The sequence below is a fragment of the Ruegeria sp. CDSA077 genome (genome assembly GCF_059612265.1).
The window spans coordinates 166,485-181,510 of record NZ_JBXWQG010000001.1; the positions used below are offsets into that span (position 1 = coordinate 166,485).

The 15,026-nt window shown below is 56.6% G+C and carries 14 protein-coding genes; 11 read left to right on the forward strand and 3 right to left on the reverse strand.

Features of this window, described 5'->3' with window-relative positions; all coding sequences use genetic code 11:
* Window positions 1-62 precede the first annotated feature (62 nt).
* Entirely contained in the window at window positions 63-803 is a 741-nt protein-coding gene (locus AC2FLE_RS00870) for a YebC/PmpR family DNA-binding transcriptional regulator (RefSeq protein WP_142636775.1), read from the forward strand.
* A 137-nt stretch (window positions 804-940) separates the two neighbouring features.
* Entirely contained in the window at window positions 941-2,212 is a 1,272-nt protein-coding gene (locus AC2FLE_RS00875) for a permease (protein WP_496694780.1), read from the forward strand.
* 14 nt (window positions 2,213-2,226) lie between these two features.
* On the opposite strand, the gene AC2FLE_RS00880 is transcribed toward AC2FLE_RS00875, so the two are convergent.
* Entirely contained in the window at window positions 2,227-3,111 is an 885-nt protein-coding gene (locus AC2FLE_RS00880) for a LysR family transcriptional regulator ArgP (protein WP_496694781.1), read from the reverse strand.
* 86 nt (window positions 3,112-3,197) lie between these two features.
* Between AC2FLE_RS00880 and AC2FLE_RS00885 the strand changes: the two genes are divergently transcribed.
* From AC2FLE_RS00885 to AC2FLE_RS00910, 6 genes are all read left to right on the forward strand, one after another.
* Window positions 3,198-3,797 (forward strand): LysE/ArgO family amino acid transporter, encoded by a 600-nt coding sequence (locus AC2FLE_RS00885; protein WP_281972730.1) that lies wholly within the window; start codon window positions 3,198-3,200, stop codon window positions 3,795-3,797.
* A 40-nt stretch (window positions 3,798-3,837) separates the two neighbouring features.
* The gene (locus AC2FLE_RS00890) at window positions 3,838-4,746 is read left to right on the forward strand and encodes a DMT family transporter (protein WP_496689676.1); all 909 of its coding nucleotides are present in this window, start codon (window positions 3,838-3,840) and stop codon (window positions 4,744-4,746) included.
* An 87-nt stretch (window positions 4,747-4,833) separates the two neighbouring features.
* Window positions 4,834-5,406 carry a choline-binding transcriptional repressor BetI gene (betI, locus tag AC2FLE_RS00895; RefSeq protein ID WP_271949443.1) on the forward strand — a complete coding sequence of 191 codons (573 nt, stop codon included), beginning with the start codon at window positions 4,834-4,836 and terminating at the stop codon, window positions 5,404-5,406.
* Complete coding sequence (gene betC, locus AC2FLE_RS00900; RefSeq protein WP_142636786.1) at window positions 5,403-6,911, forward strand: choline-sulfatase; 1,509 nt, start codon at window positions 5,403-5,405, stop codon at window positions 6,909-6,911. Before betI ends, betC begins: the two co-directional genes overlap by 4 nt.
* An 86-nt stretch (window positions 6,912-6,997) precedes the next feature.
* Entirely contained in the window at window positions 6,998-8,656 is a 1,659-nt protein-coding gene (betA, locus tag AC2FLE_RS00905) for a choline dehydrogenase (protein ID WP_496694782.1), read from the forward strand.
* A gap of 78 nt (window positions 8,657-8,734) precedes the next feature.
* A complete protein-coding gene (locus AC2FLE_RS00910; protein WP_142636790.1) occupies window positions 8,735-8,974 on the forward strand; it encodes an HP1242/YdcH family protein in 240 nt (79 codons plus the stop codon).
* A gap of 59 nt (window positions 8,975-9,033) precedes the next feature.
* Here AC2FLE_RS00910 and AC2FLE_RS00915 read toward each other — a convergent pair whose 3' ends face one another.
* Together AC2FLE_RS00915 and AC2FLE_RS00920 are read right to left on the reverse strand one after the other, a co-directional pair.
* Window positions 9,034-10,434, reverse strand: a complete 1,401-nt coding sequence (locus AC2FLE_RS00915; RefSeq protein WP_496694783.1) for a helix-turn-helix domain-containing protein — start codon at window positions 10,432-10,434, stop codon at window positions 9,034-9,036.
* Window positions 10,435-10,499: 65 nt separating this feature from the next.
* Complete coding sequence (locus AC2FLE_RS00920; protein ID WP_281972733.1) at window positions 10,500-11,705, reverse strand: multidrug effflux MFS transporter; 1,206 nt, start codon at window positions 11,703-11,705, stop codon at window positions 10,500-10,502.
* 183 nt (window positions 11,706-11,888) lie between these two features.
* On the opposite strand from AC2FLE_RS00920, the gene AC2FLE_RS00925 reads away from it, so the two are divergent.
* The 3 genes from AC2FLE_RS00925 to AC2FLE_RS00935 all read left to right on the forward strand — a co-directional run bounded on the left by AC2FLE_RS00925 (window position 11,889) and on the right by AC2FLE_RS00935 (window position 14,432).
* Entirely contained in the window at window positions 11,889-13,421 is a 1,533-nt protein-coding gene (locus AC2FLE_RS00925) for an acyl-CoA carboxylase subunit beta (protein ID WP_496677724.1), read from the forward strand.
* A 251-nt stretch (window positions 13,422-13,672) separates the two neighbouring features.
* The gene (locus AC2FLE_RS00930; protein ID WP_496694784.1) at window positions 13,673-14,005 is read left to right on the forward strand and encodes a DUF6497 family protein; all 333 of its coding nucleotides are present in this window, start codon (window positions 13,673-13,675) and stop codon (window positions 14,003-14,005) included.
* A 73-nt stretch (window positions 14,006-14,078) separates the two neighbouring features.
* Complete coding sequence (locus tag AC2FLE_RS00935) at window positions 14,079-14,432, forward strand: hypothetical protein (protein ID WP_142636799.1); 354 nt, start codon at window positions 14,079-14,081, stop codon at window positions 14,430-14,432.
* Window positions 14,433-15,026: the final 594 nt, after the last annotated feature.

A 15,026-nucleotide genomic window follows, 5' to 3' on the forward strand; every position in this document is an offset into this window, starting at 1 on the left:
CCCATGGCCCGCAAACGTCTATATGGGCGCCAAATACGCAATCACTATCACGAGGACGCACCATGGCAGGCCACTCCAAATGGGCCAATATCCAGCACCGCAAGGGACGTCAGGACGCCGCGCGGTCCAAACTGTTTTCCAAGCTGTCAAAAGAGATCACTGTTGCCGCTAAGATGGGCGACCCCGATCCCGACAAGAACCCGCGTCTGCGTCTGGCGGTGAAAGAGGCCAAGTCAAACTCGGTCCCCAAAGACGTGATCGACCGGGCGATCAAGAAATCGCAGGCGGGCGATGGCGACGAATACGAAGAAATCCGGTATGAGGGCTATGGCCCCAACGGCGTGGCCGTCATCGTCGAGACGATGACCGACAACCGGAACCGGACCGCATCGACCGTGCGCTCGACCTTTTCCAAGAATGGTGGCAATCTTGGCGAGACCGGTTCCGTCGGCTTTATGTTCGAACGCAAGGGTGAAGTGGTCTATCCGGATACGGTTGGTGATGCCGACACCGTGTTCGAAGCGGCCATTGAGGCAGGCGCGGAAGATGTTGAAAGCTCGGACGAAGGTCATATCATCTGGTGCGCCGACACCGATCTGAACGACGTCTCGAACGCGCTCGAGGCCGCGCTGGGTGAAACGGAATCCACCAAACTGGTTTGGAAGCCAAGCACCACGACCGAGCTGGGGCTTGAGGATATGCAAAAGCTGATGAAGTTGGTCGATGCGCTGGAAGATGATGATGACGTTCAGCGCGTCACAACCAATTTCGAAGCATCGGATGAGGTGATGGCGCAGCTTTGATCTGCCCCGCATCCTGAGATTTGGAAACCCGGCCCTCAGGCCGGGTTTTTTTGTTGGTTGGAGGATAGGGCTATTGGCCGATCAGGTTCGAACTCATAGGCTGGGTCGAATAGCTGGAGCAGCGAGTCAAAGTGCAGATGACCGAACCCCAATCTGAATTGGCCAAACGTAATGTGCCCGTCCTGACCGGGCAGAGCATTCTGTCCCAGGTCGCCTGGACCCTTGGCAGCCCGTCCATTGTCTTGCCGTTTCTTGCCGTTTCGCTGGAACTTCCGATGTTCATCGCCGGCGCGCTGGTTTCAATCCGCATGGTCGGCAGCATGATCGCCGACGTGTTTCTGGCCCAGGTCATTGCGCTGCGCGAACAGAAGAAACGCAGCATCGCGATGACCGAAGTATTGATCGGGGCCTGCCTTGTCATGGCTCTGGCGGCGGCCGCGACGGGCAGTCTCGTGTTCACGGCCACAGCCTTTATCACCGCATTTTTTTTGATCGGTCTTGTGGGTGAGATCCAGACATTGCTGCTTACTGACCTGCTGGGCGCGCACGTTCAGTCCAGGTCACGTATGATCATGCGATATCTGCAGTTAGGCGCCGGCGGATTGGGCGCAATCGGTCTTGTTCTGTTGGTCCATCAAATCACGCTGGGCAACCCTCCGTTTGCGCGCCATTCGGTTGTGATCGGAGTTGCAGTGGTGTTTTTTCTGTTGTCTGGCCTATCAATCCTGGCGATGTCCGAAGTTCCGCATCAGAAAATTTCCACAGCGCCTGAGGACGAAAACAAAAGGCATTGGTCCGAATATTTCACCGATATTCTGGCGATGTTCAACCAGACCTGGTTCCGGCGCTATATGGTCATGCGCCTTCCGATTGTGGTTGTCAGTCTATCGGTTCCGTTCTTTGCCCTGATGGCGGCCGAGGTACATCACAGTTCGGCCAAAGGCCTTACCGCAATGATCATTTCGTCGGCCTCTGGATATCTGGTCTCTGCGCCTTTGTGGCAGTTTGTTAACCTGAAATCCCACCGGGCGGTCATGGTATCCGGAACTCTGATGGTGGCCTTGACCGGAGCAGGGCTGCTGGCGGTCCATTACCTCCATATCGGTCATCAGGTGCACACTCATGCGGTTGCCCTGTTTGTGGTGACCGTGGCGGTTACAGGCATCAGCAGTGCCCGAAAGTTGTATTTTCTGGATATCGCCCCGTTTGATCAGCGGGTCAAAGGGGCGGCTGCGGTGAAAAGCATCTCGCGGATTGTTGCGGTCATCGTGTCGGCGGCGCTGGCTGGGCTGGCGCATATGCACGAGGTCTCTGCGGCGGTTTTGATCGTTGTCTTGGTCAGCCTGATCGCAGCTTTTGCCTGTTACCGGGTGGTGACGCCAATTCCTAAAGCGCCCGAGCCATCCTGATCGGCCAATCCTGTCTATCGTTGAATAAGCGCGTCGACAGCCGCGCGCTTTACAGCGGCGGTCAGCGGCGAAAGGGCCGAGGATAAGACACGCCCGACCTGCCAGGTCAGCGGAACATCAAGGGGCTTGTCAGGTATCAAGGGGCACAACAGGCCATCTGCCAAAGGCTTTTGTACCAACTCAATCGGGTTCATTCCCCACCCGATGCCGGCGATCGCTGCATCCACAAACCCGTGTGAGGATGGCAGAAAATGCGATGGCGGGGAAATGTGGTGCCCGAACTCTCTCGCAAACCAGGCTTTCTGAAGACCGTCCTTTTGATTGAAGGTCAGGCACGGTGCCATGGCAAGGCTGCTTTTGGTTACACCGTCCCGGAACCAGTTTTGCATAAAACCTGGGCTGGCCGTTGGAATATACCTGAAATCCCCAAGTGGATGGGCATCGCAGCCAGAGACCGGTTGTCCTCCGGTGGTAACAGCCGCGCTGACCTCACCGCGGCGCAACCAATCGGCCGAATGGTCCTGATCATCAATTACCAGATCGAACAGCAACTCATCTGTTTGGGCCATCGCAGCGATGAACCATGTGGCCAAACTGTCTGCAGGAATTGCAATGCGCACCTGGGTCGGGCCAGAGGTTCCCTCCAACGCCAGTTCACGGGCCAACTGTGCCTCAAGCAGCCCGATATCCTCGGCGTATCTGGCAATGCGCAAGCCGGCGGGTGTCGCTGTGCAGGGCGCACCACGAGTGATCAGGGCGGCGCCTATCCGATCCTCTAATGACTTGATCCTCTGCGATATCGCCGAAGGCGTCACCGACAGCTCTGTGGCGGCGGCGTCAAAGCTTCCGTGGCGTAGAATGGCCGAAAGTGCGGCAAGGTGATTGGGATCCAGCAACATTAGCAGAGCTTAACCAGGTGTAGCTTCTTTAATTTGATAAATCGACTGACTGGCTCTAGTCAATCAAAACGAACACAGGAGGTTTCATGTCCGCATCTCTGATTTCCGGATTCGCTCTGGGCTTTAGTCTGATTTTGGCCATTGGTGCGCAGAACGCCTTTGTCCTGCGTCAAGGGCTGCGCCGCGAACATGTTTTTGCCCTATGCCTAACCTGCGCCGTATCGGATGCCATTCTGATTGCGGCAGGGGTTGCCGGGTTCGGAACGCTTGCTCAGACTGCTCCTTGGTTCGAGCCGGTCATGCGCTATGGCGGGGCTGTGTTTCTGACCTGGTACGGGTTGCGCAGCCTGCTATCGGCCTGGCGCGGCGGGTCTTCCATGGATGTCAGTGAAGGGACACGTTCAAGTCTGAGGTCTGTCCTGCTGACCGTGCTGGCATTCACTTGGTTAAATCCGCATGTCTATCTGGACACGGTGGTTCTGATCGGGTCGATATCTGCACAATATGATGACCGGTTGGCCTTTGCTATTGGAGCGATGCTGTCCAGCTTTGTCTTCTTCTTCTCGTTGGGCTACGGGGCAAGGATTCTGTCGCCGGTCTTTGCCCGCCCAAGGGCATGGCAGGTGCTGGATGTTGTTATCGGTTTTGTCATGCTGGCGATTGCGGCCAAGCTGGTGGCGATCTGAGGTCTTGTTCCCGCCTGTGTTTCGGTGTTGAACCGTTAACATGACAACTCAACCTAACACCTATCGGCCATTGGCGGGAATGTTCTGGATGTTTTCCGCCGGTCTGTCCTTTGTTGTCATGACTGCGCTCGTCAAATCTCTGGGCACCTCCATGGACCCGATACAGGCCGCATTTCTGCGCTTTGTCTTTGGGTTGGTGTTCCTACTGCCAGCGTTACGGCTGATCGTTACGACACCTCTGACACGTAGGCATCTGACACTGTTCGGCATCCGCGGGGTGGTTCACGCCATTGCCGTGATGCTGTGGTTCTTTTCCATGACCCGAATTCCGTTGGCCGAAGTCACGGCCATGAACTACATGACGCCGGTCTATGTCACATTGGGTGCTGTGCTGTTTCTAGGCGAGAAACTAGCCTTCCGCCGGATTGCCGCCATTGGTGTCGCATTGATCGGTGTAGCAATTATTCTCCGACCTGGGTTTCGGGATATCTCGGTTGGTCACGTGACCATGTTGGGCACTTCGTTGACGCTTGGTGCATCCTACCTGCTGGCCAAGATGCTGGTGCGAGATCTGCCGCCCTCGGTCGTGGTTGCACATATGTCCATATGGGTGACGATGGCGCTGATACCTTTCGCCATTGCCGTGTGGTCCCCTCCAAGTCTCCATGATTTGGGTGTGCTGTTTCTGGTTGCCTGTTTTGCCACACTTGGACACTATCTGATGACCTTGGCCCTGCAGGCCGCCCCTGTAGCAGTGACGCAGCCCGTCACATTCTTACAGCTGATCTGGGCCACGCTGGTTGGGGCGTTGGTTTTCCACGAAAGCGTAGATTTGTGGGTGGTCGCCGGGGGCACGCTGATTCTGTTGGCAGTCAGTTTTATTGCCTGGCGCGAGGCCGTGTTGAACCGCAGCAGCCTGACGACCCCCAGTATTGCACCTAAACTTTAGCCGATTTCTGCCGGAAAAACGTTATTAATTGACGAGTCAATAAAAATCTCCTAGCGTTTTTCTATCAAAAGCAGTTGAGGGGTACGGATGCCGAAACTCGGAATGGAGCCAATCCGCCGTGATGCGATCGTAAAGGCAACGATTGCTGAGCTCGGGTCGAAAAAATCCCTCGATGTAACCGTCAGCCAGATCGCTAAGCGGGCTGGCATGTCCAGCGCGCTGGCACATCACTATTTCGGCGGTAAAGATCAGATTTTTCTGGCAGCGATGCGCCGCATCCTGTCGGATTTCGGGGCAGAGGTCCGGTCCGAACTGAAAGCAGCCACGCCAAGTGGGCGCGCGCAGGCAATCATCCGGGCATGCTTTGCCCCATCCTGTTTCACGCCGGATGTGACGGCAGCGTGGATGACATTCTACGTTCTTGCGCAGACCAATGACGACGCCCTGCGATTGTGGCAGATTTATCAGGCCCGAATCCGGTCGAACCTGGTTTATGCGCTGCGCCCGCATTTGGCCGATCCGGTTGAGGCGGCCGGGAACATGATCGCCTTGATCGACGGACTTTATATCCACGCCGCGCTGAGCGCCCCGGAAGAACCGCAACTGGCTGTAAACCACGCGATGCGCGTGCTCAGCACCTTGCTCGAGGCCGAGAAATGACAAAACCTAATATTCTGATCCTGATGGTGGATCAGTTGAACGGGACCCTTTTTCCTGACGGTCCTGTCGACTGGCTGCATGCGCCAAACCTGAAAAAGCTGGCCGAACGATCCACGCGATTTGCGAATGCCTATACGGCGTCGCCCCTGTGTGCGCCGGGTCGGGCCAGTTTTATGTCCGGTCAGTTGCCGTCGCGCACTGGTGTCTATGACAATGCCGCCGAGTTTGGCAGTGATATTCCGACATATGCCCACCATCTGCGCCGTGCAGGGTACTATACCTGTCTGTCGGGCAAGATGCATTTCGTCGGGCCCGATCAGTTGCACGGGTTTGAAGATCGCCTAACCACCGACATCTACCCCGCCGATTTCGGCTGGACCCCGGACTACCGTAAACCAGGCGAGCGGATCGACTGGTGGTATCACAATATGGGTTCGGTCACGGGCGCAGGTGTAGCCGAGATTTCCAACCAAATGGAATATGATGACGAGGTGGCCTATAACGCCAAGTCCAAGCTATACGATCTGGCCCGTGGCAAGGACGACCGTCCATGGTGCCTGACTGTAAGCTTTACCCACCCGCATGATCCCTATGTTGCACGTCGCAAATACTGGGACCTGTACGAAGATTGCGAGCACCTTCTGCCCGAGATTGCCGACCTTGGTTATGATAATCAGGACCCGCATTCGAAACGGATTTTTGACGCCAATGACTGGCGCAGCTTTGACATCACTCAAGAAGATACCCGCAAATCACGCCGCGCCTATTTCGCCAATATCTCTTATCTGGACGACAAGGTCGGAGAAATCCTCGAGGTGTTAGAGACCACGCGGCAAGAGGCGATCATCCTGTTCGTTTCGGATCATGGCGATATGCTTGGTGAACGCGGATTGTGGTTCAAGATGACCTTCTATGAAGGGTCATCCCGCGTCCCGCTGATGATCTGTGCGCCCGATCTGCCAGCGGGTCGGATCGACGCTCCGGTTTCGACCATAGATGTGACGCCGACCTTGGGTGCTCTTGCCGGTGTCGATATGGCAGAGATCGCGCCGTGGACAGATGGCGAAAACCTTGTGCCGCTGGCCATGGGGCACGAGCGCAGTGCGCCGGTCGCGATGGAATATGCAGCCGAGGCCTCTTATGCGCCACTGGTGTCCTTGCGCTATGGCAAATGGAAATACAACCGATGTGCGCTAGACCCTGATCAACTGTTCGACCTCGAGGCGGACCCTTCCGAGTTGGAGAATCTCGCAGACAGGCCAGAGCACGCCGGAACGTTGCAGACCTTGCGTGCCAAGTCCGATGCCCGTTGGGATCTGGATCGGTTCGACGCCGAAGTTCGCGCCAGCCAGGCGCGTCGCTGGGTCGTGTACGAGGCGTTGCGCCAGGGCGGGTATTATCCTTGGGACTACCAGCCCCTGCAGAAAGCATCTGAGCGGTACATGCGTAACCACATGGATCTGAATATCGTCGAGGAAAGCCAACGCTTTCCACGCGGAGAGTAACAACCCGAATTAACAAGACCCTCTCCGGTCAGGCAGAGATCTTTCGATGAAAAATCTTGGCTCCGGTTGAGAATGGAGACCCGAAAATGGAAGCAGATTTCGTCATCGTCGGCGCAGGTTCCGCAGGCTGCGCGATGGCATATCGTTTGAGTGAGGCCGGCGCCTCGGTTCTGGTGATCGAGCATGGCGGTACCGACATGGGCCCGTTTATCCAGATGCCCGCCGCGCTAAGCTATCCGATGAACATGTCGCGCTATGACTGGGGCTATCAATCCGAGCCTGAGCCGCATCTGAACAACCGCCGCCTGGCCTGCCCGCGAGGGAAGGTGATTGGTGGGTCCTCTTCGATCAACGGAATGGTTTATGTGCGCGGCCACGCCCGGGACTTCGATACTTGGGCCGAGATGGGCGCGGATGGCTGGTCTTATGCGGATGTGCTGCCATATTACAAACGGATGGAGACCTGGCATGACGGCGGTCATGGTGGGGATTCCGCGTGGCGGGGCACTGACGGGCCGCTGCATGTGTCGCGGGGCCCGCGTGCGAACCCGCTGTTCCAGGCCTTTGTCGATGCGGGCCAGCAAGCCGGGTATGAAGTCACGGGCGACTATAACGGTGAAAAGCAAGAAGGCTTCGGCCCGATGGAGCAGACCGTCTGGAAAGGGCGGCGCTGGTCGGCGGCAAATGCCTATCTGCGGCCTGCGCTCAAGCGCGAGAACTGCGATATCGTGCGCGGTCTTGCGACCCGGATTGTTCTGGAAAACGGAAGCGCTGTTGGTGTTGAACTGATCCGTGGCGGCAAGACAGAGGTCATCCGCGCCCGCCGCGAAGTGGTCATCGCAGCCTCGTCCATCAACTCGCCGAAGCTGTTGATGCTGTCTGGAATCGGCCCGGCTGCGCATTTGGCTGAGCAGGGGATCGGAGTTGTTGCAGACCGTCCGGGAGTTGGCGCAAATCTACAGGACCATTTGGAGCTGTATATCCAGCAAGCCTCGCTTCAGCCGATCACGCTCTACAAACACTGGAACCTGGTCAGCAAAGGCCTGATCGGAGCGCAATGGCTGTTCACCAAGACCGGCCTTGGTGCCTCGAACCAGTTCGAAAGCGCGGCCTTCATCCGATCAAGGCCGGGTGTCGAATACCCCGACATCCAGTACCACTTCCTGCCGATGGCGGTGCGCTATGACGGGCAGGCTGCGGCCGAGGGGCACGGGTTCCAAGCACATGTGGGTCCGATGCGATCGGAATCACGGGGTGCTGTGACATTGCGCTCGGCTCGACCCGAGGACGCACCTGTCATCCGGTTCAATTACATGAGCCAGGAAAAAGACTGGGAGGAGTTCCGCACCTGTATCCGCCTGACGCGAGAGATTTTCGGGCAAGAGGCGTTCAGACCCTTTGCCGGGAAAGAGATTCAGCCCGGTGCTGCGGTACAAACAGATGAAGAGTTGAACGCCTTTATCGCTGAGCATGCCGAAAGTGCCTATCATCCCTGCGGCACCTGCAGGATGGGACGGGCGGATGACCAGAACGCGGTTGTCGACTCCGAAGGCCGGGTGATCGGCGTGGATCGGCTGCGTGTGGCGGACAGTTCGATCTTTCCGCAAATCACCAACGGCAACCTTAATGCGCCGTCGATCATGGTGGGCGAGAAAGTCTCGGATCATCTGCTGGGCAAAGATCCGTTGCCCAAAGCCAATGATCAGCCTTGGATTCATCCGCAATGGGCCTCGGCGCAGCGCTGATTTGATCCGCGTCAAAGCGGAGGGAGTTGGACCAATATAGACCTGAATCGCAACGCATTTTCTAAGGAGCGAACAGGAATGTCCCACACCCCGCACGAATTGGCCGAAGAGTTTCCCGACAAGGTCGAATTGATCAGTCAGCTTAAACAGTCCGATGCGCATTTTTCTCGGCTGGCCGAAGAGTATCATGAGGTCAATCGTATCGTGCACCGTGCGGAAACCAACGTCGAGCCGATGGAGGATCTTGCCGAAGGCGAGCTGCGCAAGAAACGCGCCGCACTGAAGGATGAGATCTGGGCGATTTTGTCGAACGCTTAAGGGTTGGGCGGGGGCATTGCCCCCGTTTCGGCTGGCCGCGGTTTTAGGCCGGGTAAAGCTCAGGTGACTTCATAGGGTAGGGTTCCGCGGGTATGAGTGTCGATGGACAGGCGACGTTCCAGCGGAGGAACTGACCGTTGGTGGCAGTTCTGGCGTTCGCAAATCCGGCACGAGATACCTATGGGCTCATAGGCACTGGCGTTTGAGATATCCAGATTGTCCGCATACACCAGCGCTTCGGCGTGGCGGACCTCGCATCCCAGCGCAATCGCATAGCGCCGGACAGGCGCTCCGTACGAACCGCCCGATTTCGAAACATCCCGCGCCAGCGAGATATAGCGGACCCCGTCTGGGGTTTCGGCAAGCTGCCGCAGGAAGTGACCCGGAGTTTCAAAGGCGCGGTGCACATTCCACAACGGGCACGCACCGCCAAAGCGCGCAAATTGCAGGCGCGTGGCGGAGTGGCGTTTTGTGATCGTTCCGGCCTGATCCACCCGAACAAAGAAGAATGGTATCCCCTTTGCACCGGGGCGCTGCAGCGTCGAAAGCCTGTGGGCCACCTGTTCGATGGATGCTCCAAAACGATTGCTGAGCAATTCCAAATCATGGCGGTAAAGCTGGGCTGCACTGAGAAATTCGCCATAGGGCATCAGAGAGGCGCCAGCGAAATAATTCGCCAGGCCGATCTTCGCAATCGCGCGCGCCTCATCACTGTGAAATTTGGCGAAATCCAGTGTCGCTTCAAGCAGCTTGTCCTGATTGATTAGGGATACCTGCAAGAGCAGCTGAAACACTTGTGTTTGCGGTGCAATCCGTGATGACAGCAGCAATGTTTTGCTATCCGCATCGTATTTCCGGGTTTCTTCGATATCCGGGAACTGAACGCGAATACCATTTTCACCCAAGCTTTCGATTGCGGCGGCGCGAATTCCGCCTTTGTCCTGGGCGCGGCCAGAAAATCGTTCCGCAGCCCGGTCAACCGCGTCAATGTAGTTGTCGCAATAATGGAAAAAGTCTCGCACTTCTTCCCAGGGGCTGGCCTGAATCTGTGCGTCTTCACGTCCCAGGGCCTCGTCCAGCGAGGCCAGCCTTTCATGCGTCTGGCGATACGTGCGGTGCAGGGCGATAAACGCTCGGGCCATTGCGGGGGCGTTTGAAGCTGTCAGGCGCAGATCAGCGAGCGGTGGCATGGCGTCATCAAACACGGGGTCCGCCAGCGCCTCGCGCAGGTCTGAGACCAGACGTTCGTTGTCGCCAGTGCTAAGTTCGGTCACGTCCATGCCGAATTCCTGCGCCAGAGCCAGAACAACCGTGGTCGAGATCGGGCGGTTGTTATTCTCCATCTGGTTCAAATAGGGAAGCGAAACCCCCAGTTTGGCTGCGAATTCCTTTTGTGTCAGCGTCAGGCGCGTGCGCATTTCACGCAGTTTTGCACCAGCATAGAGCTTTTGGGTCGCCATGGCGTGCCTTTGCAACTTTTCTAATCTTGAACGCTAGCTTTGCAAACCGTCCTGCGCAAGGCGTGTTACAGGCCCAAATACCGTTCGCGCCGGATCACGATGGCAATAGCAACGATGGCAAATGTTGCAGAGGCCAACATCAGCCACAGCAGCGGCATCGCGCCTGTTTCATGGGTTAGTATTGCGCCCGTGAGCGCGCTCAGGCCAGCTCCGCCGCCCAGCATGATGGCCCCGCTCAGCCCAGATGCTGTCGCGGCCAGGTGCGGGCGGACGGACAGTGCGCCTGAAGTTGCGTTTGGAATGGTCATACCATTGCCCACACCAACAATGGTCATGAACCCAAAGAAGCTGAGAACCGAGCCGAAGCCCGTAAGGAACACGATAGTCGACAGTGCAACGCCGGTTGCGTTCATCCAGCACCCCCAAAGAACCATCCGGTTCACGCCAAAGCGGACAGAGAACCTGCCGCTGAAGAAGTTGCCGAAGAAATAACCCACCGCAGGGGCGCCGAAGTAAATGCCCAGTTCTGACGCTGTTAGGCCGAACAGTTCAGTCCCGACGAAAGGCGCGCCGCCCAGATAGGCGAAAAAAGCGCCCGACGACAGGGCTGAGGCCATGGAATAGCCCCAGAACCGAGGGGATCTGAGCAATTCCGGGTATTCACGAAACTGCTGCAGCAAGGTCAGCCCGCTTTTGCGGGATGTTTCTCCGAAGTCGGAATAGGTCAGCATTAGCGCCAGTAGACCCAGCCCGAAAGGAAGCCAGAAATTTGCCTTCCAGCCAAAGCTCTCTTCCAGAAAGCCGCCGATGGCAGGGCCGATCATTGGAACAATGGCCATTCCCATGGTGACATAGCCGATCATCGAAGCGGCCTGATCTGCTTCGTAAAGGTCTCGCACCGCTGCACGGCTAAGGACCATTCCAACTGCGACGACCGCTTGAAACATCCTGAAGGCCAGAAATACTTCGGCGTTCGGGGAGTAGATGCAACCCAGTGTTGCAATCAGAAACAGAACCAATCCCCAGAGAATAACCGGCCTGCGGCCAACCTTATCTGCGATGGGGCCGATCAGAATTTGGATTACTGCGCTGATCATCAGATACAGAGCGATCGACAGCTGCATGACTTTGTAGTCTGCGTCAAAATACGCGGCCATATTGGGCAGGCTGGGAAGGAAAAGATTCAAGCTCAGTGCTGACAGCCCGGATAGCATCACAAGTGTGGCAATAGTGGGGGGCGAACGACGCGCTGGCGAAAAAGTAAACTGCATGGTTCACATGTATAGTGACGGTTTTTGGGATTGCCATCCGTGACCGTGTCTCAGTGCGAAACTTTGCATGTTTACAATTATCCGGAACTATCTTTTCAAAGATTTGCAAATTTGCCGAATGACGCTTTGGTCTGAACGAAACTAAGTATAGTGTCGCGCCAAATTTCAAAGGGGATCATCGTTATGAAAGACATCCTTTCCGAGCTTGAAGGCCGCCGCAACGATGCACGGCTGGGGGGTGGGCAAAAACGTATTGATGCGCAGCATGCGCGGGGCAAGCTGACCGCACGCGAACGCATAGAGCTGTTGGTGGATGAAGGCAGTTTCGAAGAATTCGACATGTTTGTCAGCCATCGCTGCACGGATTTCGGGATGGAAAATCAAAAGCCTGCAGGCGATGGTGTCGTCACCGGATGGGGCACAATCAATGGTCGTATGGTCTATGTCTTCAGCCAGGACTTCACCGTTTTCGGCGGGTCTCTGTCGGAAACCCACGCGCAGAAAATCTGCAAGATCATGGACATGGCAATCCAGAATGGTGCCCCGGTGATCGGCATCAATGATTCGGGTGGTGCGCGAATCCAGGAAGGTGTGGCCTCGCTTGCGGGTTATGCCGAGGTGTTCCAGCGTAACATCATGGCCTCGGGCGTGGTTCCGCAGATCAGTGTGATCATGGGGCCCTGCGCCGGTGGCGCCGTCTACAGTCCGGCGATGACCGACTTTATCTTTATGGTCAAAGACACCTCGTACATGTTTGTGACGGGCCCCGATGTCGTCAAGACAGTCACCAATGAGGTTGTAACCGCCGAAGAGCTGGGCGGTGCATCGACCCACACCAAGAAATCTTCGGTTGCCGACGGTGCATTCGAAAATGATGTCGAAGCACTGGCCGAAGTGCGCCGTCTTGTCGATTTCCTACCGTTGAACAACAAGGAAAAACCGCCCGTTCGTCCCTTCTTTGACGAACCGGGCCGGATTGAGGCTTCGCTGGATACGTTGATCCCGGACAACCCGAACACGCCTTATGACATGAAAGAACTCATTGCCAAAGTGGCGGACGAGGGTGATTTTTACGAAATTCAAGAAGATTACGCCAAGAACATCATCACGGGCTTTATCCGTCTGGAAGGTCAGACCGTAGGTGTTGTAGCCAACCAGCCGATGGTGCTGGCCGGCTGTCTGGATATCGACAGCAGCCGCAAGGCCGCGCGTTTCGTCCGGTTCTGTGATTGCTTTGAAATTCCGATTTTGACACTGGTCGACGTGCCGGGCTTTTTGCCGGGAACCTCGCAGGAATATGGCGGTGTGATCAAACATGGCGCAAAACTGCTGTTTGCCTATGGCGAGGCGACCGTTCCGAAGGTCACAGTGATCACCCGAAAGGCCTATGGCGGTGCCTATGACGTGATGGCATCCAAACATCTGCGTGGCGATTTCAACTATGCTTGGCCAACCGCCGAGATCGCGGTGATGGGGGCCAAGGGCGCGACCGAAATCATCCACCGTGCGGATCTGGGCGATGCCGACAAAATCGCACAGCACGCTCAGGACTATGAGGACCGGTTTGCCAACCCGTTTGTGGCTGCGGAACGTGGATTCATTGATGAGGTGATCATGCCGCATTCGACCCGCCGCCGCGTATCGCGAGCTTTTGCCAGCTTGCGTAACAAGCAACTGAAAAACCCCTGGAAGAAGCACGATAACATTCCGCTGTAAGCTGACGGTCGCGGGGCAGGCGCTCTGGTGTGCCTGCCTCTCGGCACGTTGGTGGAAAGACCCCCAAACGGCGAATTTGACTTTGAGAGCAAAGCTGCTAAATGAAATGCCTTATTGGACATAGAAAAGCGCGGGCCAGTAGGCATGCGCGCGCGATCCCGGAGAGAGGAGCTCACCTTTGGTGGGTCTGGGATCGCGCCTTATGTCTGGCAATTCTCTGTCTTGGTTCGCCTACATTCGCTGAAGCATTGGTGCCGGTTCCCTCTGGGCAGCCTGTACATCTGAACGACGTCCTGCTGGACAACAATCCGGGCGAGTTATGGCTGCGCTTTCGGTTCATCGCGCCAAAGATCGGCTCGGATGTGGGACGCATTGGATATGATGTCGCCACGATCGACATGGAGCACCTGTGTCAGACGCTGGCCGTGGCCTATGTCGCGCACCAAAAGCTGGAACCAGCCAGGGTTGTGATTTCCCTGTCGAACAAGCCGATAGATTTTGGCCATACCGCACCGGATGCCACGCAGTTCTTCGAAGCGTATCTTCTGCAGGATTCCCAATGTGTCTGGGACGGAGGGATTTGAGAATGGTTGTCAATTACCACAATTTCTGTGCATTCCCCTTCGCCTCAAAGGACCTTAGCGAAGAGGCGCTGAAATGTTGAAACATCGCGGATTTCCCGGCCGTCTGACCGGGACGGATTATCAATTCACTATCAGACGGGCCAACCCAAAGGGTGTTACCCCACTGACAACGCGTGAACGGTTCCGGGATCGTAAACCTGCTGATCGTCGCGCGGATGCAGCCTTTATCGAGGCCTTGTGGGAGCATTTCGGCGACCAGCCATTCGAACGTGGCAATCTGGATGCCGGTCGCCTGAGCTGGTTTTTCGGGCGTGAGGTCATTCCGGCGGAGGATCCGTTTGACCCCGCCAGCTATGATGCATTGCTGGTCATTGATCCGAGCGTGGCCAGAGCCTCGTTTCCTGACATTTTCGGCGGGGATAGCTGAAGGTGATCGACGTCGTCGCACATAAACGCCTTGGAAATTCCAACAGGGTTTCTTTGCCCCGGTTGGGCCAAGAAGGATATGTGCGCTGTGCAGATCGGGCGCGTGACAATCGCGCAAAATACCTGAGGGAAACGGCGCAAACCGCTGATTCTATGGCGTGTATCACCCGTGGCTTGGTGGTGGGAGAACCTTCAAGGCTTGGGCAGGAAAAAGGCCAGTCGGCGGGGGGTGGCCGCGGCGACTTAGGATCGAATTCTTCAGGTCATTCGCTCTCAGGTAGCGCTGATAAAACAAAGGTTTGCGTAACTGTCGGGGCGCGAATTTCACCCTGCTCAACCAAAGTTTATGCGAGCGGAATCGGCGCGTTTCTGCGCGATATTTCGCTGAATGGGCAGATTCTGGCCGGAAATTTCACCACTGGCCAATCCCGGTTTGCAGGTGCAACCGGGCCGTGCATGGTGAGCGGGTCGTGCGGCTCTACTTTGCCTGCGTCGCACGCGCACCTACTATTCCGTACCCCTTCCTTCCGCGGGCAGGCTTGTGGTTTTCACAATGTCCTGCCCGCGTTTTTCTTTGTGCAAACTTCAGTCATTG

Bases quoted from the DNA above. Each gene is read 5' to 3' on its own strand.
- AC2FLE_RS00935 (WP_142636799.1), top strand. From the start codon at position 14,079: ATGTTGAAACATCGCGGATTTCCCGGCCGTCTGACCGGGACGGATTAT.
- AC2FLE_RS00915 (WP_496694783.1), bottom strand. From the start codon at position 10,434: ATGGCGACCCAAAAGCTCTATGCTGGTGCAAAACTGCGTGAAATGCGC.
- AC2FLE_RS00910 (WP_142636790.1), top strand. From the start codon at position 8,735: ATGTCCCACACCCCGCACGAATTGGCCGAAGAGTTTCCCGACAAGGTC.
- betA (WP_496694782.1), top strand. From the start codon at position 6,998: ATGGAAGCAGATTTCGTCATCGTCGGCGCAGGTTCCGCAGGCTGCGCG.
- betC (WP_142636786.1), top strand. From the start codon at position 5,403: ATGACAAAACCTAATATTCTGATCCTGATGGTGGATCAGTTGAACGGG.
- AC2FLE_RS00885 (WP_281972730.1), top strand. From the start codon at position 3,198: ATGTCCGCATCTCTGATTTCCGGATTCGCTCTGGGCTTTAGTCTGATT.
- AC2FLE_RS00880 (WP_496694781.1), bottom strand. From the start codon at position 3,111: ATGTTGCTGGATCCCAATCACCTTGCCGCACTTTCGGCCATTCTACGC.
- AC2FLE_RS00890 (WP_496689676.1), top strand. From the start codon at position 3,838: ATGACAACTCAACCTAACACCTATCGGCCATTGGCGGGAATGTTCTGG.
- betI (WP_271949443.1), top strand. From the start codon at position 4,834: ATGCCGAAACTCGGAATGGAGCCAATCCGCCGTGATGCGATCGTAAAG.
- AC2FLE_RS00870 (WP_142636775.1), top strand. From the start codon at position 63: ATGGCAGGCCACTCCAAATGGGCCAATATCCAGCACCGCAAGGGACGT.
- AC2FLE_RS00875 (WP_496694780.1), top strand. From the start codon at position 941: ATGACCGAACCCCAATCTGAATTGGCCAAACGTAATGTGCCCGTCCTG.
- AC2FLE_RS00925 (WP_496677724.1), top strand. From the start codon at position 11,889: ATGAAAGACATCCTTTCCGAGCTTGAAGGCCGCCGCAACGATGCACGG.
- AC2FLE_RS00920 (WP_281972733.1), bottom strand. From the start codon at position 11,705: ATGCAGTTTACTTTTTCGCCAGCGCGTCGTTCGCCCCCCACTATTGCC.